General features: G+C 35.8%; 16 protein-coding genes. 11 read left to right on the forward strand and 5 right to left on the reverse strand.

Annotation, left to right across the window (positions count from 1 at the left end; all coding sequences use genetic code 11):
* The first annotated feature begins 120 nt into the window (after nucleotides 1-120).
* Nucleotides 121-3714 carry a choice-of-anchor L domain-containing protein gene (locus tag GTR01_RS05065; RefSeq protein WP_160136779.1) on the forward strand — a complete coding sequence of 1198 codons (3594 nt, stop codon included), beginning with the start codon at nucleotides 121-123 and terminating at the stop codon, nucleotides 3712-3714.
* A gap of 277 nt (nucleotides 3715-3991) precedes the next feature.
* Nucleotides 3992-6349, forward strand: coding sequence for a choice-of-anchor L domain-containing protein (locus tag GTR01_RS05070; RefSeq protein ID WP_160136780.1), 2358 nt, complete (start codon nucleotides 3992-3994; stop codon nucleotides 6347-6349).
* Nucleotides 6350-6445: 96 nt separating this feature from the next.
* On the opposite strand, the gene rsmA is transcribed toward GTR01_RS05070, so the two are convergent.
* A complete protein-coding gene (rsmA, locus tag GTR01_RS05075; protein WP_160136781.1) occupies nucleotides 6446-7216 on the reverse strand; it encodes a 16S rRNA (adenine(1518)-N(6)/adenine(1519)-N(6))-dimethyltransferase RsmA in 771 nt (256 codons plus the stop codon).
* Between the two features lie 92 nt (nucleotides 7217-7308).
* Here rsmA and GTR01_RS05080 point away from each other — a divergent pair, with 92 nt between their 5' ends.
* From GTR01_RS05080 to GTR01_RS05105, 6 genes are all read left to right on the forward strand, one after another.
* Nucleotides 7309-8208 carry a cell division protein FtsX gene (locus GTR01_RS05080; protein ID WP_160136782.1) on the forward strand — a complete coding sequence of 300 codons (900 nt, stop codon included), beginning with the start codon at nucleotides 7309-7311 and terminating at the stop codon, nucleotides 8206-8208.
* A 2-nt stretch (nucleotides 8209-8210) separates the two neighbouring features.
* Complete coding sequence (locus GTR01_RS05085) at nucleotides 8211-8507, forward strand: DUF3098 domain-containing protein (RefSeq protein ID WP_160136783.1); 297 nt, start codon at nucleotides 8211-8213, stop codon at nucleotides 8505-8507.
* A 97-nt stretch (nucleotides 8508-8604) separates the two neighbouring features.
* Nucleotides 8605-9423 carry an undecaprenyl-diphosphate phosphatase gene (locus GTR01_RS05090; RefSeq protein ID WP_160136784.1) on the forward strand — a complete coding sequence of 273 codons (819 nt, stop codon included), beginning with the start codon at nucleotides 8605-8607 and terminating at the stop codon, nucleotides 9421-9423.
* A 26-nt stretch (nucleotides 9424-9449) separates the two neighbouring features.
* On the forward strand, nucleotides 9450-10148 hold the full coding sequence (gene truB, locus GTR01_RS05095) for a tRNA pseudouridine(55) synthase TruB (RefSeq protein ID WP_160136785.1): 699 nt from the start codon (nucleotides 9450-9452) through the stop codon (nucleotides 10146-10148).
* A gap of 26 nt (nucleotides 10149-10174) precedes the next feature.
* Nucleotides 10175-10897 (forward strand): 23S rRNA pseudouridine(2604) synthase RluF, encoded by a 723-nt coding sequence (gene rluF / locus GTR01_RS05100; protein WP_160136786.1) that lies wholly within the window; start codon nucleotides 10175-10177, stop codon nucleotides 10895-10897.
* Nucleotides 10898-11117: 220 nt separating this feature from the next.
* Nucleotides 11118-12341: a YncE family protein gene (locus GTR01_RS05105; RefSeq protein WP_160136787.1), complete on the forward strand. Its 1224-nt coding sequence runs from the start codon at nucleotides 11118-11120 to the stop codon at nucleotides 12339-12341.
* Nucleotides 12342-12420: 79 nt separating this feature from the next.
* Here the strand turns inward: GTR01_RS05105 and GTR01_RS05110 are convergent, their stop codons facing one another.
* Both GTR01_RS05110 and GTR01_RS05115 read right to left on the reverse strand, forming a co-directional pair.
* Complete coding sequence (locus tag GTR01_RS05110; RefSeq protein WP_160136788.1) at nucleotides 12421-13707, reverse strand: helix-hairpin-helix domain-containing protein; 1287 nt, start codon at nucleotides 13705-13707, stop codon at nucleotides 12421-12423.
* Nucleotides 13708-13850: 143 nt separating this feature from the next.
* On the reverse strand, nucleotides 13851-14195 hold the full coding sequence (locus GTR01_RS05115; protein WP_160136789.1) for a MerR family transcriptional regulator: 345 nt from the start codon (nucleotides 14193-14195) through the stop codon (nucleotides 13851-13853).
* A gap of 182 nt (nucleotides 14196-14377) precedes the next feature.
* Between GTR01_RS05115 and GTR01_RS05120 the strand changes: the two genes are divergently transcribed.
* Nucleotides 14378-17080 carry a reprolysin-like metallopeptidase gene (locus GTR01_RS05120; protein WP_160136790.1) on the forward strand — a complete coding sequence of 901 codons (2703 nt, stop codon included), beginning with the start codon at nucleotides 14378-14380 and terminating at the stop codon, nucleotides 17078-17080.
* A gap of 116 nt (nucleotides 17081-17196) precedes the next feature.
* The gene (locus GTR01_RS05125; RefSeq protein WP_160136791.1) at nucleotides 17197-18075 is read left to right on the forward strand and encodes an AraC family transcriptional regulator; all 879 of its coding nucleotides are present in this window, start codon (nucleotides 17197-17199) and stop codon (nucleotides 18073-18075) included.
* 183 nt (nucleotides 18076-18258) lie between these two features.
* On the opposite strand, the gene ccoG is transcribed toward GTR01_RS05125, so the two are convergent.
* Nucleotides 18259-19701 (reverse strand): cytochrome c oxidase accessory protein CcoG, encoded by a 1443-nt coding sequence (gene ccoG, locus GTR01_RS05130; protein WP_160136792.1) that lies wholly within the window; start codon nucleotides 19699-19701, stop codon nucleotides 18259-18261.
* A gap of 258 nt (nucleotides 19702-19959) precedes the next feature.
* Between ccoG and GTR01_RS05135 the strand changes: the two genes are divergently transcribed.
* Nucleotides 19960-20853, forward strand: a complete 894-nt coding sequence (locus GTR01_RS05135) for an SMP-30/gluconolactonase/LRE family protein (RefSeq protein WP_160136793.1) — start codon at nucleotides 19960-19962, stop codon at nucleotides 20851-20853.
* A gap of 102 nt (nucleotides 20854-20955) precedes the next feature.
* On the opposite strand, the gene GTR01_RS05140 is transcribed toward GTR01_RS05135, so the two are convergent.
* On the reverse strand, nucleotides 20956-22263 hold the full coding sequence (locus GTR01_RS05140; RefSeq protein WP_160136794.1) for a DEAD/DEAH box helicase: 1308 nt from the start codon (nucleotides 22261-22263) through the stop codon (nucleotides 20956-20958).
* Nucleotides 22264-22720: the final 457 nt, after the last annotated feature.

Here is a 22720-nt window from a genome sequence, read left to right on the forward strand (position 1 = left end):
ATATTGAAATAAATAAAGTTGATATTCTACGATAAATAAATTTGAATTAGTAGCAATGTAAATTATGTTAAACTGAATTTAAATCAAAAAAAATAGTATTTTTGTTTAAAATAATATAAAATGTTAAATAGGAGGAAAGGAAGTTTATTTTTAGTGTTATTTTTTGCTTTTATAGGAAGCTTCGTTTTTGCTCAAAATAGGGTGGTGAAAAAAGAATTACCCTCAAAAAATAATAGCATAGCAGCAAAAAAAGCCGGAGCTTTTATAGATGTAAATACTTCCAATTATCCTGAGTCTTCATACAGTATTACTCAGTTGATAAAAGATGTTCTCATATCAGGAGGAGGATGTGCCAGTAATAATGTAAGCAATGTAGTGGTATATCCCAATCTACCTCCAACAAATCAAAATCGAAGCTGGGGATACTTCAATAAAGCAACTACGAATTTTCCATTCAATAAAGGAATTATTCTTTCCACCGGATTTGCGAAAAATGCAGGAAATTATGCTATAGGCGATCTTAATGATGATCTGGGAACAACAGGAGACGCAGACCTTGCATTGGCTTTGGGTATTCCTGGAGACAAACTGACTAATGCTACTTATATAGAATTCGATTTTGTGGCGGTTTCTTCTGAAGTTACCTTTAAATACTTGTTTGCATCGAAAGAATATCAAGACAATTTTCCTTGTAATATTACAGACGGTTTTGCTTTATTGTTGAAAAAAGTAGGTGATCCTACTTATACCAATATGGCAGTACTTCCGGGAGGAGCTGGGCCAGTGAGTGTAACAAATATTCACCCAGCATATCCAAACTGTGGGCCTAAAAATGTGGCTTATTACGGAGGTACCAATAGTAACCCTAAGATTGAAACTAATTTTGATGGTCGTACTATTCCTTTAACGGCAAAAGCTACTGTTGTACCAGGACAAAAGTATCATTTTAAAATGGTTTTAGCTGATTTTCAGGATGCTAATTATGATTCGGCCGTGTTTTTAGATGCTGGTTCGTTTGATATTGGGGTGAATATTTTGGGGCCGGGAGGTGTACAGCTTCCAAGCTCAGTGAATATGTGTGATAATACACCCCAGACTTTTACAGCTTCTGTTCAGGAACCTAATGTAACCTATGTATGGCTTTTAAATAATAATCCTATTCCGGGAGCTACCAGTGCCAGTTATACAGCAACACAACCTGGTGTGTATACTGTTAGGGTATATGTACAAGGAAGTTCTTGCCCGGGAGAAGCAAGCATTACTGTTGTGGGCGGAACTTCTCCTACGGTACAAAATGCTACATTAACGGCTTGCTATACAGCTGGGAATGCTACTTTTAATTTGCCTTCAGCACAATCTGCAATAAGTACAACACCGGGAGCGGTCTTTACTTATTATGCAACATTGGCAGATGCTAACGCAGGAAATAATAATACAATTCCTACCCCAACAGCTTATCAAAGTGCGGGTGGAACTGTATATGTGAGGGTGAGGACTGGCTTCTGTGCTAAAGTAGCCGAATTGAATCTCGTTAAGGCTCCACAGATGACAGGATCTATTGTGCCTCCTCAAGTACTTACTTGTGCTAATTCTCAGATTACATTAGATGCTTCAGCTTCAGTTTACCCTACCGGAGCTACATTTAGCTGGGCTACTACAGGAGGGAATATTGTTTCAGGAGGTACTACTTTAAATCCTGTAATCAATGCGCCGGGAACATACACGTTGACGATCTCTCAGACTTATCAACCGGGGAATATCAATTGTACAGCAGTAGCAACAGTAACGGTAACAGGAAACAGCGCACCGCCTAATCCATCCCTTACAGCTCCTAAATTAAAGATCTGTAAAGGAGAATCTATAACATTGACTGCTTCAGGAGGAGCTACTTATACTTGGGGTGGCGGCCTTCCGGGAAATGGGAATACTCAAACCGTATCTCCTACAACGACTACAACATACAGTGTAACTGCTATTGGAGCGAATGGATGTGCTTCTGCTACACCAGCAACAATCACCATTGAAGTATCCGAACCATTTACAGCACAAAATGCAATTCTGCATAAATGCTATCAGCCGGGATTAACATATAATCTTAAAGAATCGGAAAGTCAAATTACGACCGCTTTAGGAGTGACATTTAATTATTATGTAAATCAGGCAGATGCAGATGTGGGGAATGCTAATTTTATTGCAGCTCCTACGACATATTCGCCTACTTCAGCAAATCAAACAATCTTTGTGAGAGTGAGTAATGGTGGTTGTAGTTATGTGGTTACTTTACAATTATTGAGAACTGCACAGACAACCTTAACTATAGCAACACCGCAGACTATTACCTGTACAACACCTCAGATCACACTTAATGCATCAACTTCTGTAGTACCACCAGGATCTACTATTGCCTGGACTACAGTTGGAGGAGCTATTGTGTCAGGGGGTAATACTCTTACTCCTGTAGTAAGTGCAGGAGGTACATATACCTTAACAGTTTCCAATGTATTTCAGCCTGGAAATCTGTCTTGTTCATATACTGAGTCCATAACGGTAAATCAGGATAAAGTACCACCGGTGGCAGCACTTGTATCATCACAACCTCGTATATGTGTGGGAGAATCAGTGACTTTAACTGCATCTGGTGGAGTTACCTATAGTTGGGGGAATGGTATTACAGGAACAGGAAATACCCAAACTGTATCACCTACATCCACTACTGTATATACCGTAACGGCTATAGGTGCTAATGGATGTGCTTCTACACCTGTAACAGTTACAGTTCAAGTAGGGCCTCCAATTGCCGGAGTGTCTGCTGATAAAATGAAGATATGTGCTGGCGAATCTGTTACTCTTACCGCAACAGGGGGTATTACCTATAACTGGGTAGGTCTTACCGGAAACGGAGATACACAGGTGGTTACTCCTACAGTTACTACAGAGTACTCTGTATTTGCGTTGGGAGGAAACGGATGTAGCTCTGTTAATCCTGCTAAGATAAAAATTGAAGTAGTTCCTGCTATCGTTTCTACATTAGAAAATGTATTTGTCTGTGCGGGAGATAGTGGTACTCTGGATGCCGGAGCTGGCCCTAACTATACTTATCTGTGGAGTACAGGAGCTACTACGCAGACGATTACTACAAAAGTTGCCGGAACATATTCTGTAACAATTAGTAATGGTGTTTGTTCTAAAGTCTTTACGGCACAGCTTATTAATCCTGAACTACCTGAAATTGTTAATGTTGTTCATGATAAGAATACCCGGACACTGACACTTACAGCAAGCAATCCGACAGGAGGTGTTTTGGAATATTCTATGGATAACGGGGTGACCTGGCAATCTTCAAATGTATTTAATGGAGTTTTGAATAATACCATGTATCATTTGAGGGTGAGAGTGAAGAATGCAAAATGTGGAACCTCGATAGACTATTTTACATTCGTATTAAGTAATGCTATTACACCGAATATGGATGGAGTAAACGATACCATAGACTTTACAGGAATAAGCGGATATAAAGATTTTGCAGCTTCCATTTTTGATAGATATGGAGCTGAGGTTTTCAAGGCTAGCAAAGAAGATGTGATATGGAGAGGATCTCTAAAAGGAATCAACTTGCCTACAGGTACTTATTGGTATAGAGTTCAATGGGAAAATCCTGCAAATAAAAAATTGGAGCAACGTTCCGGTTGGATATTGTTGAAAAATAGAAATTAAAATTATTGTGAAAATATAATATAGATTAACAAACCCCTCGATCATGAGGGGTTTGTTTGTTTATTAGAGGAGAATGTTGTTTGTATTTTAAAATGTTTTTCGAATATTGGTGAATTTTATAAATTGTATTTTTAATTTGTATTATCATTTTGTTAAAATGAGTGTTATTGTCTATAGTTTTGTTTTGTTGGCTGAAATGTTATTGTTTTTTATAAAAAATGTAAATATGTGTATGAGATATTTAAAAAAAAATTAAATTTGTTGAAACAAGAATATTATGATAAGATACCTACCGCTTTGTTTGTTTTTTTTATTTTTTTCAAATTCTTTATTTTCTCAAAATCAACAGCCGAGACAATCGCTAAAGAAACAAGCGACTACTCAATCTAAAAAAGCAGGCGCTTTTATTGATGTAAATGCTCCGGGATATCCGGAATCAGCTTTTACTATAGAAAAACTGGTAAAAGATGTATTGATTTCTTCCGGAACCAATACTTGTATCACTCCGAATGTTACGAATGTAAAAATTACTCCTAATCATAGCCCGGGAGATGCCAACAGAGCTTGGGGATACTTTCATAAAGGAACTACGAAATTTCCTTTTAAAGATGGGATTGTACTGTCTACAGGATATGCAAGAAAGGCAGGTAATGCTTTTGAATCCAGTAATAGTGATACCAACGGAGGTGGAACTGATTCTGACCTTGCACAAGTTATTGGAGTTCCTGCAGGCGACTTAAATGATGCCGTACTTTTGGAATTTGACTTTGTTCCTACCACTTCTCAAATTAAATTCAACTATTTGATTGCATCTGAAGAGTATACTGGAACCTTTCCTTGTAAATATGCCGATGCATTTGTTATATTACTGAAGCCTTCATCAGGTGGGCCATACACAAATATGGCCATATTACCTGGAGGTGCCGGCCCGGTAAGTATCACCAATATTCACCCAGCAATCGGAACCACTTGTGGAGCGGTGAACGAACAATATTTCGGAGGGTACAATACAGCCAATATTGAAACGAATTTTAATGGAAGAACAGTTCCGCTTACTGCTGTAGCAGACGTAATGGCAGGGCAGCAATATCATTTTAAGATGGTTATTGCAGATTATCTTGACCATAGTTATGATTCTGCAGTATTTCTAGAAGGAGGTTCATTTAACATCGGAGTAGATCTATTAGGCCCTGGTGGAACAAAACTGCCTAGTGATATTAATGTATGTGATAATGTGCCTCAGGTGCTTACAGCTTCTGTAAATGACCCTAATTTATTGTACCAATGGTATTATAACGGAACCTTAATTCCTAATGCCGCAAGTAATACCGTTACGGCTACTCAACCTGGAACTTATACCATTGAAGTAAGTGTCCCTGGAAATCCATGCCCTGGTAAAGCTTCGATAGAAATTCATGGAGGTACCACTCCTCAAGCAAATGATGCTACATTATTGCTTTGTAGTACCCCGGATATTACGACTTTCGATTTAAGTACCATTAAACCAATTATTAGTACAACATCGGGAGCAATATTTAAGTTTTATGAAAAACAGGCGGATGCCGTTGCCGAGAATAATAATTATATCCAAAATATTCTGAATTATAACGGTACCGATGGTCAAATACTGTATGTGGTAGTTTCAAATGGTGGTTTCTGTAGTAAATTGGTAGAGCTGAAATTATTAAAAGAAGAAACCCCTGTCGCTAAAGTAAAAGCATCCAGTATGCAAATATGTCCGGGGGAAACAGTAACACTTACCGGTGAGGGAGGAAATACTTATCTTTGGGATAACTTCCCGGGAACAGGTAATATACAAATAGTTACCTTATATCAAACTACCGTGTTTAATGTATATGCAATAGGAGAAAAAGGATGTAAATCTCTAAACCCAGCCACTATAAGAATTGAAGTGGTTCCTGAAATTAAAAGCACATTAGCCGATGTTGAAATGTGTGATGGAGATCGTGTTACCCTTGATGCAGGAGCAGGTCCTAAATATAAATACAAGTGGAATACAGGTGCCACTACACAGAAGATTGATGTAGAAAAATGGGGAATTTATACCGTTGAAATTGATAATGGATATTGTAAAAAAACCTTCTCTGCAGAAGTAAGAGGTGCAGGAATTCCTTATGTAACTGCAATAAACTATGAAACTTCTAAAAAGACCTTAACGATTACCGCAGAAAATCCACCAATGAATAATACTCCAAGTACTCTGGAATATTCTATTGATAATGGAATTACATGGCAGGACTCCAATATCTTTTCCGGACTCTTAGATAATACCAATTATACCATTCTGATAAGAAGAGTAGGAACTCACTGTATAGGAACTTTCGATTTCTTTACTTTACAGATCAGTAATGTAATTACTCCTAATAACGATGGAATTAATGATGTATTGGATCTGAAATCTTTAGGTCAGTTTAAGAACTTTACCGGTTCAATCTATGATAGATATGGAGTTGAGATGTTCAAGTTTACAAAAGAAACTCCAAGTTGGGACGGTACTGTATTAGGAAAGAGGTTACCTTCTTCAACGTATTGGTATAAGTTTACCTATGAATATCCAAAATCCAAAGCTCAGATGAGCTGGTCTGGTTGGATCATGCTGAAGAACAGAGAATAATATAATAATGTAAGGCCTTTCAATCAGAGAGGTCTTATTTTTATCATATTACAAATAAAAAAGCTCCTTATCATAAGGAGCTTTTGTTATGTATTTTTATTGGTTTTCTTTCCAAAGGTTGGCAAAGTGAATGAAATCAGATACGCTGAGTTCTTCCGCTCTTTTATCTAAAAATTCATGACCTTTTAAAGCTTCAGGAATATTTAGAGTTTTTAAAGCATTGGATAGTTTCTTTCTTCTTTGGTTGAAACCTGTTTTTACAATCTGCTTAAAAAGAACTTCATTACCTGCTAAACCTTCTTTAGGGTTTCTTGTAAGACGGATTACACCAGACTTTACTTTTGGCGGAGGATTAAAGACATTCTCATGTACTGTAAACATATACGATACATCATAATAAGCCTGGATAAGAACCGAAAGGATACCATAATCTTTAGTTCTGGGTACAGCAGCTGTTCTTTCGGCTACTTCTTTTTGGAACATTCCCACCATTTCAGGGATCAATTCATAGTAATCAACGATCTGAAATAATATCTGTGAAGAAATATTATAGGGGAAATTCCCTATAATGGCAATTTGCTCATCTTTAATAAAATTAAAGTCCTGTTTCAGGAAATCTCCTACAAAAGTATCTTCTGTAACCTTCGAATAATTGTTTTTCAGATATTCTATAGATTCTGTATCGATTTCTGCAAGGTAAATGTTTTGATCTTTTTCCAGAAGATATTTGGTAAGAACTCCCATTCCTGGGCCTACTTCCATGATGTTATTATAGTTCTCAAAACTAAGACCTTCTACAATTTTTCTTGCGATGTTTTCATCCGTCAAAAAGTGTTGACCAAGATGTTTTTTTGCTTTTACACTCAATGTTTTTTATGATTTTATTAACAGTGATTTTCTCTTTTTCGTTCCCAAATTTCGGAAGATTTTTTCTATTTTAGCCAAAAATTTTAATATTAATGGCTAAATCTGTAGATGAGTTTAATAAGAAAAGGCTTCGGTCCAGCAATATTACAGTAGTGATAAGTATTGCCTTAGTGCTATTTTTGTTGGGATTAATGGGGCTTATTTTAATTAATGCCCAAAAGTATTCTGACTATATCAAAGAACAATTGGTGGTGAATGCCTACTTTGATGAAAACTATGATGCTAAAGACTCTGTAAAAATTGCAAAACTAGAGGAAGAAACTTTTAAAAAGGTACAGACGTTAGCTCCTGTAAAAAAAGCAACCTATATTTCCAGAAGCATGGCCGCTAAGGAAGCTAAGAAAAGTATGGGTATTGATAGTGATGCATTGTTTGAAGAAAATATCTTCCCATCATCTATCGAAGTAGCTTTAAAACCTGAATATGTAGATCCTGCGAAAATTGATGAGGCAATCAAGGTCATCAAATCTGTTCCAGGTATCATTGATGTGAAGAATGATAGTACTTTGATGGTGGACGTTTACAACAATCTGAGCAGAATTTTAAAATGGATTTTTGGATTTTCACTATTGTTTTTAGTATTAGCAGTCGTGTTGATCAACAACTCTATTCGTTTGAAAATTTTCTCTAAGAGGTTTATTATCAAAACTATGCAGTTGGTAGGAGCGAAGAGAAGATTTATTCTTAAACCTTTTATTGTAGAAGCAATTGTTTTGGGAGCTATCGGTTCTTTCATAGGTCTTCTTGCTTTAGGTGGGGTTTGGTATTATTTCACAAGCCAGATCGGATCGGCTTTCGTGCAGGACAATAATCAGTATTTCTGGTTGGTAGTGTTAGTATTGGGTGTAGGAATTTTTATTTCTGTATTAAGTACTATTTTCGCTACATGGAGATTCTTAAAATCAAACGTTGACGATTTATATTACTCTTAAAAATGAGCAAAAAAACAAATAAATTCTCTGCTTCAAACTTTGGAAGCGAAGCAGAAGCGCCACAGGAAAATACTTTCTATTTTGGACAGCAGAACTTTAAATGGATGCTGATCGGATTGGCATTTATTGTAGTTGGATTTCTTTTGATGATGGGAGCTGATGCTAATACTGTAGATGGTAAATTTGACCCTAATTCGTGGAATGATGATATCTTTTCCATCAGAAGAATCCGAATTGCACCGTTATTTGTTGTGATAGGTTTTGTCATAGAAGTCTACGCTATTTTAAAAAGAAAATAAACAAAAATTTATATTTAGAGATTAAGAGATTAAGACATTTAGAGTCCTGTACTTTAAATATCTCAATCTCTTAATCTTTTAATTTTGGTAAAAGAATATGGATTTAATTAAAGCAATTATTATTGCCATTGTAGAAGGATTAACGGAGTATCTTCCTATTTCATCTACGGCGCACATGGGGTTCACAGCTAATCTATTGGGAATGCCTGATGATGAATTTTTGAAAATGTTTCAGGTTTCCATTCAGTTTGGAGCGATCCTATCCGTTGTTGTGGCCTATTGGAAGAAATTTTTTGATCTGAATAATATTCAGTTTTATTTTAAACTAGCCTTTGCAGTTGTTCCTGCACTGGTCTTAGGATATTTATTTGATGATAAAATTGAAGCCGTTCTGGGAAATCAGATTGCTATTTCTTCAGTATTGGTTTTAGGAGGAGTTGTTTTATTATTTGCCGATAAATGGTTTAAGAATCCTACCATTGATGACGAAAAAGGAATTACGATAAAAAAAGCAGTGACCATAGGATTTTGGCAGTGCTTGGCAATGATGCCGGGAACCAGCCGTAGTGCGGCTTCCATTATTGGAGGAATGGCACAAGGGCTTACCAGAAAAGCTGCTGCTGAATTTTCTTTCTTCCTTGCGGTACCTACTATGCTGGCGGTAACCGTATATTCTGTTTTTGTAAAAACTTGGGGTAAAGAAACTCCGAATCCACAGAAAGGATATGAAATGATCATGGCATCTCAGGATCACATTATGATTTTCATTATTGGAAATGTTGTCGCATTTATTGTGGCTCTTATTGCAATTAAAGCATTCATTGGAGTGCTTAATAAGTATGGTTTCAAACCTTGGGGATGGTACCGTATCTTTGTGGGAATCGCCTTACTAATTTATTTTTATTTCTTTAAATAAGAAATTCCTCTTTTTTATACTCATTCATGACTGCTGAAGAACTGAAATCAGGACACATTTTTTTATTAGACAAACCTTTGGATTGGACTTCCTTCCAGGCTGTCAATAAAATGAAATATAAACTTAAAAGGGAGTTTGATCTTCCTAAAAAATTTAAAATCGGACATGCAGGAACCCTGGATCCCAGAGCTACAGGACTTCTGATTGTATGTTGCGGAAAATTTACCAAAAAGATCCCTGAAATCCAGGATGCTCCAAAAGAATATTGGACGGAGATCAAAATAGGAGTACAAACAGAGTCTTATGACACTGAAAAGCCGGAAATTCTTCATCAGGATATTACGCATATCACAGAAGAACAGGTAAAAGAAGCCTTGGAGAAATTCGTAGGAGAAATTGAGCAGAAACCACCTGTTTACTCAGCCATAAAGATAGATGGTGAAAGAGCCTATAATCTGGCAAGAGCAGGAGAAGAGGTAGAAATGAAATCCAGAAAAACCACGATTCATTATCTCAATGATATAAAAATAGATTTTCCTTTGATAAGCTTTACAGTGGGATGTTCCAAAGGAACCTATATCAGAAGCCTTGCCCATGATATCGGGCAGGAGTTGGGAGTAGGAGCTTATCTGACACAGTTGAGAAGAACGAAAATCGGAGATTATAAAATTGAAGATGCCACAGATCAGTTTTTAAATAATGATTTTAGATTTCAAGGCGAATAAAATGATACCGGTTGCGGTAGAAACTAATGGAAAAGACACGTATTAATAAATATTTATCAGAAGTAGGCTACTGTTCAAGAAGAGCAGCTGATAAGCTATTGGAAGAAGGAAGAATAAAGATCAACGGGAAAGTTCCGGAAATGGGAACCAAAGTTTCCGATGAAGATGTAGTAGAAGTAGATGGAAAGCCTATCAGAGAACCTCAGGAAAAGCCTGTTTATATTGCATTCAACAAACCCGTAGGCATTGTATGTACTACAGATACCAAGCGTGAGAAGAATAATATCGTAGATTATATCAATCACCCTAAAAGAATTTTCCCAATAGGAAGATTGGATAAGCCCAGTGAAGGTCTTATTCTTTTAACGAGTGATGGTGATATCGTAAATAAAATTCTACGCGCAAGAAATAATCACGAAAAAGAATATTTGGTACGAGTTGATAAACCAATCACTCCAAGATTCCTTGAAAAAATGAGAAACGGAGTTCCAATTCTTGATACTGTTACCAAAAAATGTGAGGTAGAGAAAATCGATGAAATGAATTTCAGAATTATTCTTACTCAGGGATTGAATAGACAGATTCGTAGAATGTGCGAATACTTAGGCTATGAAGTGAAAAAACTGAAAAGAATTCGTATCATGAATATCAAATTGGATCTTCCCATCGGAAAATGGAGAGATTTAACCGAGGATGAGCTGAATACATTAAATACTTTGCTCACAGACTCAAGCAAAACGATCGATTAAGATTATTATAGAATTAAAACTATATAGGATAAGTAGGAAATATTTTCCTACTTTTTTTATGATCCGTTGGGTAATTGACTTATTCTTTGTGAAAAAGAAAGGATTGAAGAGGCTTTACAAGATTGTTATTTATAAATAATCACTAAATTGTGTAATATTTTCAGTTTTATTAAAATTATGTTATATATTTATAATGTATATAATTAAATCACTGAAAATCATGAAATTAAAATTCAACAAAGTTCCCTTGTTGATCATTATTCTGATGATCACTGCAAATTGTCAACACGACAACCATCCAGAGATTCCACACGATACAGCTTTTTATATTGACTATAGAAGCCTAACAGGACAGTCAGATGGAATAGCTGTAATAGAGCTCGATCCCGAAGCTCCCAATTTTGGAAATATTAGCAGTAAGCTTGAATTAGGTATAGGTGTCCTGCCTCACCATATTTATTATAACCAGAGTGCAAACAAACTCTATACAACAGCTTTAGGAGGTAGCTATCTTTATCAGGTAAAAACTGAAAAAGATCAAATTGGGCAACCCAAATTAGTAAGCGCAACACCTATTGATACCGGTGAAAATACAGTAGGTGAAAACTTATTTTTTACCAATGACGGAAGATTCTTTATGACCTTTATGGGTGGGGCAGGAGGATTGAAAGATGGCAGTGTAGGTGTTTTTAATGCCAATAATAATCAGCTTATCAAGACCATTAAAGCTCCAATTCAGGATAATCCTAATAAATTTATTATGTATCCACATGGTATTTCTGTTAATGAAGAAAAAGGACTTATGATGGTAACTTCAACCATCCATCCTGATCTTACCAGTGGTTTTGGTAATACCTGTACCTTAATAGATTTGAATACTTATGAAGTAAAAGAAACCTACCAGGTGGCAGATTCACCAACAGATTTGTCCAGCCCTGTTGAAGTTTTGTTGCTTCGTGGAAAATTTCCTCAATTTGCACTTGCCACAACGATGCTTGGAGGAGATATCTGGATAGCTCCATACAATATTACAACCAAAAAATACGATGCCTTCACTAAAATATTTGATGGAAGCACCCAAGGATTAGGCTGGACTCTGGAAATGTATATTGATGATAACAACCGGCTTTATGTAAGTTTTGCAGATCCGGGAAAAGTCTTGGTCTTTGATATCAGTAATCTTCCACAGTTGAAACTTTTAAAAACCCTTACTGCAGATAAAGGGGCACATCATATGGTTTTCTTTAAGACCAAAAAAGGAAAAGAAGTTGTAGCAGTACAAAATAACCTACTGAATATTCCTAACTTAAATTCCGGAACTATTAGTGTCATTGAAATCGAGACCGGAAAAACACTAGGAACCGTTAATTTACGTTCCAAATATGGAATACTTCCAGAATCTATTGAAGGAACCAACGGCCCCAGCAGCTATATGCATCACTAAAAATGTAAAGACATATTTAAGAATAGAAACGATCCAAGACAGTATTTGCTATTTTGGATCGTTTTGTATGATACTGGGATTATTTTAAATATAATTTCATTTTTTCTTCATGCTCAGGTTTTAATTTTAAAAATTTCAATATCTTTTTATCATCAGGATAGGTAATCCGATAGAATATAATCTTATCAGCAGAATATTTGAAATAAGGATGATCCTTTAGCCATTCTTCGGGAGCATCTGCCAGAGTATATTTAGGAACACCAGAGGTATCCAATGGAGCTATAGAGATTAATTTCTGAACTATTTCTTTATCAATGTTGTAGGTGTCCAAAATCTGTTGTTTATTCACAAAACCTCTTAATTTTTTTCTAAAACCAATAATTGAACCGGCGCTTTTTTCATCCAGACCAAACTCTATAAGCTGTTTAAACGTAATGGTGTTGAGATCTGTTTTTGAAAAATCTGTTTTTTCCTGCTTAATTTCCTCTTTCTTTATCATCATTTCAGGATTAAGTTTGATAAAAGGTTTCATTTCCTGAAATTTCTCTGGAGTAATAACAAAGCAGTTTTGAATATCATCAAGGTTTTTGAAACTGCCTCGCAGATTTTTATTCCGGTAATTGATGATCGTATGGGCTTGTTTTTCTGTAAAACCTAATGTTTTCCACCCATCAGCATCAAGATGATTAGGATCAAAAGGATGGTATTGTACTTTGGGTTTTATCGGATATTGAGTTCCGGAAGCCTTAAAATTCTCCGGAGTTTTTCTCGGTAAAAGAAGATAAGGTTCCAATGTATTGTAATTTTCGGGAGAAATAATAAAGCATTCTTTGAATTTCTCTTTACTGATGAAGCTCCCACCCAGATAGCTTTTATATTTTAAAATAGCTTCCGCCTGCCTTTCGCTGAATCCCATTTTGATCCATTCCTGAGCAATGAAGAGATCAGGATTGAATTTTTTGGATACGATAATTTCCTTCTTGGCAAAACTTTGGGAATATTTGGGATTATTTTTTTCTGAACCTTCAGGCAGCAGAATGAAGGACTTTAGTTCTTCAAATTTTTCATGGGAAATAGCATAGCATTTTTTCAGCTGTTCCTTTGAAGTAAATGTTCCTCCTACAATATCTTTATACTTAATAATGGTGGAAATTTGTTTTTCGGAAAAACCAAGCTTTTGCCATTGCTCCCGATTTAAAATATTAGGATCAAAATCTGATAAATTTGCAGAAACGGAAGGAGCAGCAATAAACTTCACCTCAGGAAAAGGCTCTTTATCCTTGCTGGTATATTTCTGGAAAGCTAATAGTATAGCCAGTAAAGTGACCATAAAAGCCAGTTTTTGGTAATAGTTTTTTCTCATCATGTGTATAAACATATTGATAAAAACCATGTATCACAAGAGGGAAGGCTTGAATGGTTGATTTTAAAATATAAAAAGTTTTAATCTCTTAAAAATTAATGTTTTATCTCCTTTAACAGAGAATTATTTAAAGAAATATTGAGAGTTTATTCAGAATCTTTATCACCCAGCGATTCTTTCAGCTTTAAAAGCTCAGCTCTTACAAACTCTAGACGGTCAATAATGGTGATGGTTTCAGAAATTTTACTATTGGTAGTTAAAGCAACACGAGCTCCATCCAATGTATAGCCTTTTTCTTTTACCAAATGATAGATCATCTGTAAGTTCTTGATGTCTTCAGGAGTGAAGTAACGATTTCCTTTTTTATTTTTTTTAGGCTTGATAATAGGAAATTCCTGTTCCCAATAGCGTATTAATGAAGTGTTTACATCGAAGGCCTTAGCGACTTCTCCTATAGAATAATACAGTTTATCAGGTAAGTTTATTTTCATTTTACAGCTCCTAAACCTCAAAGATAAAAATTTTTTAAAGTTTCATCCAAATATATCTTGCAAAGTACCACTATATCCTTGCATTTTTAAAAATGAAAAAAAAAAATCATGATGTTGTGAAAAAATATAAAATACAGTTGATTTTTTTTATAATTTAGTGAAAAACAAAACCCTACAATGATATGAAACATTATTTCTTAATTTTTATACTGATGATTCCTTTCTTTGGATTTTCACAGTGGACAAGAACCGAACTTAGAGCTCAGAAAGTAAAAAAATCACAACAAAAGCTCGAATATTCCGGATTGTATTCGCTGAATACAGATCAGCTCAAGTTACTTTTGGAAAAGGCTCCGGCTCGTTTTTCAAGCCCTAAAGGAACTGTTATTTCTCTTCCTACTGTCAAAGGCGGATTAGAAAAATTCCAGGTTTGGGAATACTCCAATTTAGCGCCGGAATTGCAAAAAAAGTATCCGGATATTAAATCTTATGTGGGAACCGCACTGGAAGACCCTTCTGTATACCTGAGATTCAGTCTGTCTCCGGTTGGTTTTTCCTCTATGATTACCCGTTCCGGAATAACAGAATTTATTGAACCTTATTCAGAAGACAGAACAGTATATGCCGTTTTTGATTCCAATGCCAGAAGAGGGCAGGAGAAGGAACCTTTTGAATGTTCTACCATGGATGAAGGGATAAAAAAAGCAGCTGCCGAAAAAAAAAATACAGTAAATAAAAAGACGGCAGGGTTTAATGTTTTCAGACTTGCCATTACCTGTACAGGAGAATATGCTCAGTATCATCTGAATGCTGCAGGAACCCCGGCGAATGCTCCGGATGCACAGAAAAAAGGAGTCGTATTGGCCGCAATGAATGCCAGCTTAACAAGAATGAATGCTGTTTTTGAAAAAGATCTATCGCTGCACTTTAATCTGATTGGCAATAACGACCTGATCGTATTTTTAGATCCTGCTACAGATCCGTTTGATGAATCAGATACAGACGATACAAATGATTATGATCATATAGGAGCATATTATGCGATATCTACACGCATTAATGCTGAAGATTATGATATGGGACATTTATTTGATAAAAGAGGTGCCAATGGCGTTGCCGGATTAGGAGTAATATGCGGTACTTATAAAGCTGCGGGATATACATCGTGTAATTTTCCGGAGGGTGATACTTTTGATATCGATTATGTAGCGCATGAAATGGGACATCAATTAGGTGCCAATCATACATTTTCTTCTTATTTAAATGGATCAGGTACTTCAGAAGTTGAGCCAGGAAGTGGAACTACAATTATGGCATATACTGGAATTACAGGAGGTAATACAGATGTTCAGTTTAATTCCAATGATTATTACCACACTTTTAATGTAACGGAGATTAAGAATAAAATAAATGGAGTTACCTGTGGGGTGAATACCCCTTTCGCAACAGCTGCCCCAACGGTGGATGCCGGAGCAGATTATATTATTCCAAAATCTACCCCTTTTGTTCTGAAAGGAACAACGTCTGATGCAAATAGTTCATCTTATACGTATACATGGGAACAGATGGATGCCGCCGGAAGTACGGTAGTGGGTGCCAATTCTATTGCTTATCTTGCAAAACCTGCCGGGCCGAACTTTAGATCTTTATCACCAATCATCGATCCGATCAGATACTTTCCTGATTTTAATAAAGTATTAGCAGGAGTGCTTACTACTCGCTGGGAGTCTGTTTCAGGTGTAGCTAGAAGCCTCAATTTTACCCTAACAGCAAGGAATAATAGTCCTACCGATCCACAAACAAGTAAAGATGCGATGGTAGTCACTGTAAACGCATCGGCTGGGCCGTTTCAAATAACAGCACCTGCATTTGGACAGTCATTAAGTTCCGGAAATACATTCAATGTAACCTGGGATGTTGCCAACACTAATCAAGCTCCGATTAACACAGCAAATGTTAATATCAAATTATCTAAAGACGGAGGGAAAACATTTACTGTAATTGCTGCGAATACTCCTAATGATGGGACTGAGCAAGTAACAATTCCAACAGGTTCTATGTCTGCCAATGCTTTTATTATGGTGGAAGCCGTTGATAATGTTTATTATGCAGTAAGCCCAAGTTTTGTCATTGATTATTCGGTGATAGGAGAAAATTGTAATACCTATACTTATAACGGTGATCCGGTGGCGATTATTGATGGCCCTGGTGGAGTAGGAGGAAACCCAATATCTTCCCCTAAAGTAACCATTCCATTAATGGTAAATAATACAGGAACGATCACTAAAATTAAGGTTACCCCAACGGTTACCCATCCGAATGTGAGACATGTATCTATTGGAATTGAAAGCCCGATAGGCTCTTCAGCGCTTGTTTGGAATCGCCAATGTAATAACTCCTCAGGCATTACGGCTTCATTCAGTGATACAGGTAGTGCAGTTGCTTGTGCTTCACCGGTTCAGGGAGAAACCAAATCGTTTGAATCTTTAGGGATATTTAAAGGACATAAAGCTCAGGGAGAATGGAAGCTTTTTGCATCAGATAATTATCTTGGAAGCGCAGGAAGTATTACAGGATGGTCACTGGAAGTATGTACACAGGAGACTCAGAGTCTATCTACTAAAGAAGTATCTTCTCCGCTGGCGAATGATATTAAAGTATATCCTAATCCAAGTGACGGTAATTTCTTTATCAAGTCTCAGAATATAAAAGGAGAGGTAAAAGTTACTTTATTTGATTCAAGTGGAAGATTAATCTACTCATCAGCATATCAGAGCCAAGGAAATAATACTAAAGAACTGAATGTGAATGTACCTAAAGGAGTATATGTTATCAGCATAAGCTCTTCAAAAGGAATATATAACAGTAAAATGGTTATAAAATAATAATCAATCAATTATATAAAAAGGATCGGCGGTTGTCGATCCTTTTTTTTGCTGAATTTGTAGCTTGGCTTTATTTATAGTACTTTTATAAGCTATTTATTAATCCATTGTATAGGATGAATTCTATTTCCGTTCTTCATATTGATCTCTTTCAGGGTAAGAATCCGTCGGATTTTTATTTTAATACCATGAAAAAGCATTTGATTGTGGGACATCAGCACATAGAAAAACCACACAGGCATGATTTCTATGCTGCTGTTCTCTTTACAAAAGGAAGTGGTATGCATGAGATAGATTTCCAGCGTTATGATGTTTCGGAAGGAAGTTTATTTTTTTTATCTCCAGGACAGATTCATAGTTGGGAGCTTTCAGAAGATATAGAAGGATATATTTTCTTTTGTTCTCAGGAATTTTACGAAATGCATTATGTGAATCAGAAGCTTCGAAATTTTCCTTTTTTCGGATCTGTTTCTTTCCCTAGGAAATTGCAATTGGATACCGTAGAACTAGAGAAGTATATTCATTTATTTCAGGAACTGGAAAAAGAATACGAATCTAAAGATTTGATGAAAAACGGACTTATCTTATCATTGATGTCCCAGATCTTCATTCATGCTACTCGGTTATTTTCAAAGGATTTTGATACGTTAACTTCTTCTGCCGGACTTTCTTACTTTAAGCATTATCAAGATTTTGAAAGTCTTATTGAACAATATTTTACGGAACATAAATCCATTGCGTACTACGCATCCTTATTGGGGATTTCATCCAAACATTTGAATAGAATCGTGCAGGCGGTAGTTCAAAAAACAGCCACAGAAGTCATCACGGAAAGAGTCGTATTGGAAGCCAAAAGAATGCTGATGTATCTTGATGAAAACCTTGTTGAAATTGCCTTCAGGTTAGGCTATGAAGAGTATTCCTACTTTGTAAGAGTATTCCGAAAGAATTCCGGAATGACTCCTACTCAGTTTATGAGGAAATATAAGGCCTAATTGAGTTAAAGTTTGAGGTTCAAGGTTTCAAAGTTTGAAAATTTATAATGATGGTTATCAGTTATTCAATGTAATATGTCTTTTCAAACTTCAGAACCCGAACCACGCACCTCTAAAAATGTCACTTATCAACTACAGAACACACATGCTCTAATTCCTGTTCCTTAAAGTTTATTACCTGCTTTATAATGCAAGTTTAAATGGCCCTTCAAAGGTGGTTTCAAAAGAATCTACCAGTTTTCCATTTTCATCAAACACACCAATGACCATATTTTGTTTAGAGAATTTAATTTTATCTTCAGGGAAAGAGATATTGATATTTCCTTTTAAGATTTGGTCTCCCTTCAGTATAATTTTTTCAGATCCGAAATAGGTGATTTCAGCATCTTCCGGGCTGATAACTTTAATGGTCAGCATCTTTTTTTCATTCGATTTATTCAGAAGAGTGTAGATAAAAGTATTAGTAATTTTACCATTTTTAATGAAGAATGTAGAACCAGCTGGTTTAATAAACTTCGCTTCCATAGAACCACGGTCATACATTAAAAAGCCAAGGAATCCAACTAAAAGAGCCAGAATAACAGTAGTGGCCTTCATTCTCGAAGTAAATTTGAATTTCTCCTGATTTTCGATTTCAGATTCTGTAGCGTAACGGATCAATCCTTTAGGCAGTCCTACTTTATCCATGATCTCGTCACAGGCATCAATACAGGCTGTACAGTTCACACATTCCAATTGCTGTCCGTTTCTGATGTCAATTCCCGTAGGGCAGACCACAACGCATTGATTACAATCTATACAATCTCCTTTACCGGCAGCTTTTCTATCTTCATTATTTCTCCATTTTGAGCGGCCTTCTCCTCTTTTAAAATCATAATATACGTTGATGGTCTGCTTATCAATTAACACCCCTTGAAGTCTTCCATAAGGGCATACCAGGGTACATACCTGCTCACGAAGCCATGCGAAAACAAAATAAAAAGTCATCGTGAAAAAGATCATTGTGATAAACTTTAATGGGTGTTCTGACGGCCCCTCAACCATAATTTGGAAGACTTGCTCATACCCTACAATATACATGAACATAAAAGTTGAAATGATCATAGAAATTAAAATAAATACAGACCATTTCGTAACTCTTTTTCTGATCTTTTCAGCATCCCATTCCTGTCTGTCAAGCTTCATTTGTTTATTTCGGTCACCTTCAATCCAATATTCTATTTTACGAAATACCATTTCCATAAACAAAGTTTGCGGACAAAGCCACCCGCAGAATATTCTTCCGAAAACTACAGTGAACAGCATCACGAAAATGACAGAGGTAACAGCTCCAAGGGCAAGGATAAAAAAGTCCTGAAGGTAAAATGGCTGCCCGATAATAAAGAACTTCCTGTCTATAACATTAAATAGGAAGAAAGGATTATTATTAATCTTTAGAAAAGGTAATCCGAAGAATAAGGCTAATAAAACATAGCTGGTATAGTTTCTGTAATTGGTGTATTTTCCTTTAGGTTTTCTGGGGAAGATCCATTTTCTTTTTCCGGTCTCATCCATTGTTCCTACCGAATTTCTAAAATCTTCATTTTCAATATCCAGGGATTTGATGTTGTTGGACTCTGCGCTCATTATCGTATGCTATAAAAGTATTTTGGTAATATTTTTCATCCGAATCAACTCCTATTTATCCCACTGAATTTACATAGATAAACGGTATCGATTCCTCTACTGCAAAGCTCTTAATAATCTCTTTCCACTCCTAATATGATCTACTTCAAAAATAGGACAATTGGGACATTCTGTATTATGAAGAATAATTTATCAAAATGAGAAAATATTTTTGAAACCGATCAGGCATATCGTAAATTGCAGATCTAAAAATGAAGTATGAAGAATATCTGTAAAGCAAGCCTGATTGGTTTGGTTTTCGCATTGGTAAACTGCCAATCAGTAAATAGTAGTAAAATGTTTTATGAGGGAGTGAAGCCGGAAAGGATTTCGGATAAGTTTAGCTTTACAGAAGGGCCTTCAACAGATAAAGAAGGGAATGTTTATTTTACGGATCAGCCTAATGATAAAATCTATTATTGGGACTGGAAAAGTAATCAGATTGTAGAGTTTTTAGATAAGACAGGAAGAGCCAACGGAACCCATTTTGATAAAGATGGTTTTTTGATCACCTGTTCAGACGATAAAGGAGAGATCTGGAAGATTTCAAAAGATAAAAAAGTAGAGGTATTACTAAAAGATTTTGAAGGGAAAAGGTTAAACGGGCCTAATGATGTCTGGAATGATACTTTTGGAGGAATGTATTTTACCGACCCTTTATATGAAAGGGATTATTGGATAAACTTTAAACAAGAACTGCCTCACAAAAGCCTTTATTACAGAAATAAAGAAGGTAAAATTGCTAAGCTGGAGACCTTTACTCAGCCTAATGGAATCGTAGGAAGTGAAAAATTGAGAAAACTATATCTTTCAGACATTGATGCCGGAAAAACCTATGTGTATGATATTCTGGGTGAAGGAAAATTATCTGAGAAGAGACTCTTCTGTGAGATGGGTTCAGATGGAATGACATTGGATAAACATGGAAACCTATACTTAACCGGAGATGGAGTTCATGTTTTTAACCGTGAAGGAAAGAAAATCTACCATATCACCATTCCTGAAAAATGGACATCTAATGTAACATTTGGAGGTGAAAATAATGAAGTATTATTCATCACTGCATCAAAATCGGTATATACTTTTCCGACGAGAGTGAGAGGAATAAAATAAAATTTTGCCAGAAATGCACGAATATTATTCGTGCATTTCTGGCAATTAAAATATTTCTTATTAGCAGTATTCAATTTATTGAAGATAATCCTGAGCTTATCTTTAATAAGCAACTTCCATCTTCACTTTTTTCCCTTTCAGTTTTTCATTCTGAAGCTTTCTCAAAACAGCATTTACTTTATTTCTGGAAACAGCAACATAAGAAGTAGTATCTTTTACTTCAATAACACCAACATCTTCTTTTTGTAATTCTCCTTTTTTAATAAGATACCCGACGATGTCTACCTTGTTTACTTTATCTTTCTTTCCGGCACTGATATAGATGGTTTGGAAAGGCGTTTTTTGAGGAACTTTGGTAAATCCGGCAACACTTTCTTCAGGTACATCATTTTTGATGAAAGGGAAGTTGTCATCTTCATTCATGATCAGGTATACAAAACCTTTCGCATTCATCCTTGCGGTACGTCCGTTTCTGTGGATGAAAGCATCTTCTTTTGGAGGCAATTGGTAATGTACAATAGATTCCACTTCCGGAATATCAAGTCCGCGGGCAGCAAGATCTGTGGTGATAAGGATTCTTGCAGAGTCATTTCTGAATTTCAGTAAAGCACGTTCTCTTTCATCCTGTTCCATTCCACCATGGAAGGTTTCTCTGTCGATTCCCATTTGATGAAGAAGCTCAGAGATACGGTCTACTGCATCACGGTGGTTACAGAATATTAAAGTTCTTTTATTCCCGATTTTGCAAACCAGGTTAAATAATGTATCAAGTTTTTCTTCCGGAATAGTCATTACTTTTCTCAGTTGAAGATCCGGTTTTACGTCATTTTCTTTAAGGAAGCTTATGATTTTCTCATCTTTTAATCCTGTAAATGCCGGAATTTCATCCATTGCTGTTGCAGAAGTTAAAACTCTTTGAGAAAGTCCTTTTAAAGAATTACAGATAAATTCCATATCATCGTGGAAGCCTAATTCTAAAGCCTTGTCAAATTCATCCAGAACTAATGTTTTAATCGTTTTCGGATCAAAATTGTTATTTCTAACGTGATAAGTAACTCTTCCTGGAGTTCCGATTAAAACAGCCGGAGCTTCAATTAAATTATTAACCTCAATCTTTTTATCATGTCCACCATAGCAAACAGAAACTTTAAAATCAGTTCCCATCGATTTGAAAACCTGCTCAATCTGTAATGCCAGTTCTCTGGCAGGAACTAATATTAATGCCTGAACACCCTGAACATCTTTTTTCAGATTTCTGAGCACCGGAAATAAAAATGCCAATGTTTTTCCTGATCCGGTAGGAGAGAGCAGAACAATATCTGTATTGTTTTCAGACGCTTTATAAGTAGATTTCTGCATCTGATTCATATCCTGAATCTGCAGCTTTTGATAAATTGATTGTAGTTCCATGGGTGCAAAGGTAGTGAATTTTGTGTTTGAGGGTTGAAGGGTTTGAGGGTTTTAGAGTGGGAGAATTAAAGAGTTTGAGAGCGAATGCAAATTATTGCTCTTCTTTGAATTTTGGAGCTGTCATTCTGAAAGGCGTAGCATAATGAAGAATCTCAACTTTTTATGAATTGTTTTCTTTATTGCAAAATAGAGATGCTTAGATTCCGCTTAACATGGCAGTTCTAATACTATACTCTTGAATTATACCTTATCAGGCTGAACGGAGCCCAAGCCTTTTAGTATGACACAAAACGTTTTCCTATAGTTGTTAGTGAATATTGTTGATAATCAGGCTCTTAATAGATTAGTGAGTAAAAGCCAAACTATTGCTTATCTCAAATAAAAATCATATCTTTGCACCCACTTTTTGTGGTAAAGGTCTAAGAAAGTAAAATATTATATATTAATAACTTCCGTA

Origin of the sequence: Chryseobacterium sp. c4a (assembly GCF_009900745.1) — a bacterium.
Lineage (GTDB): Bacteria > Bacteroidota > Bacteroidia > Flavobacteriales > Weeksellaceae > Chryseobacterium.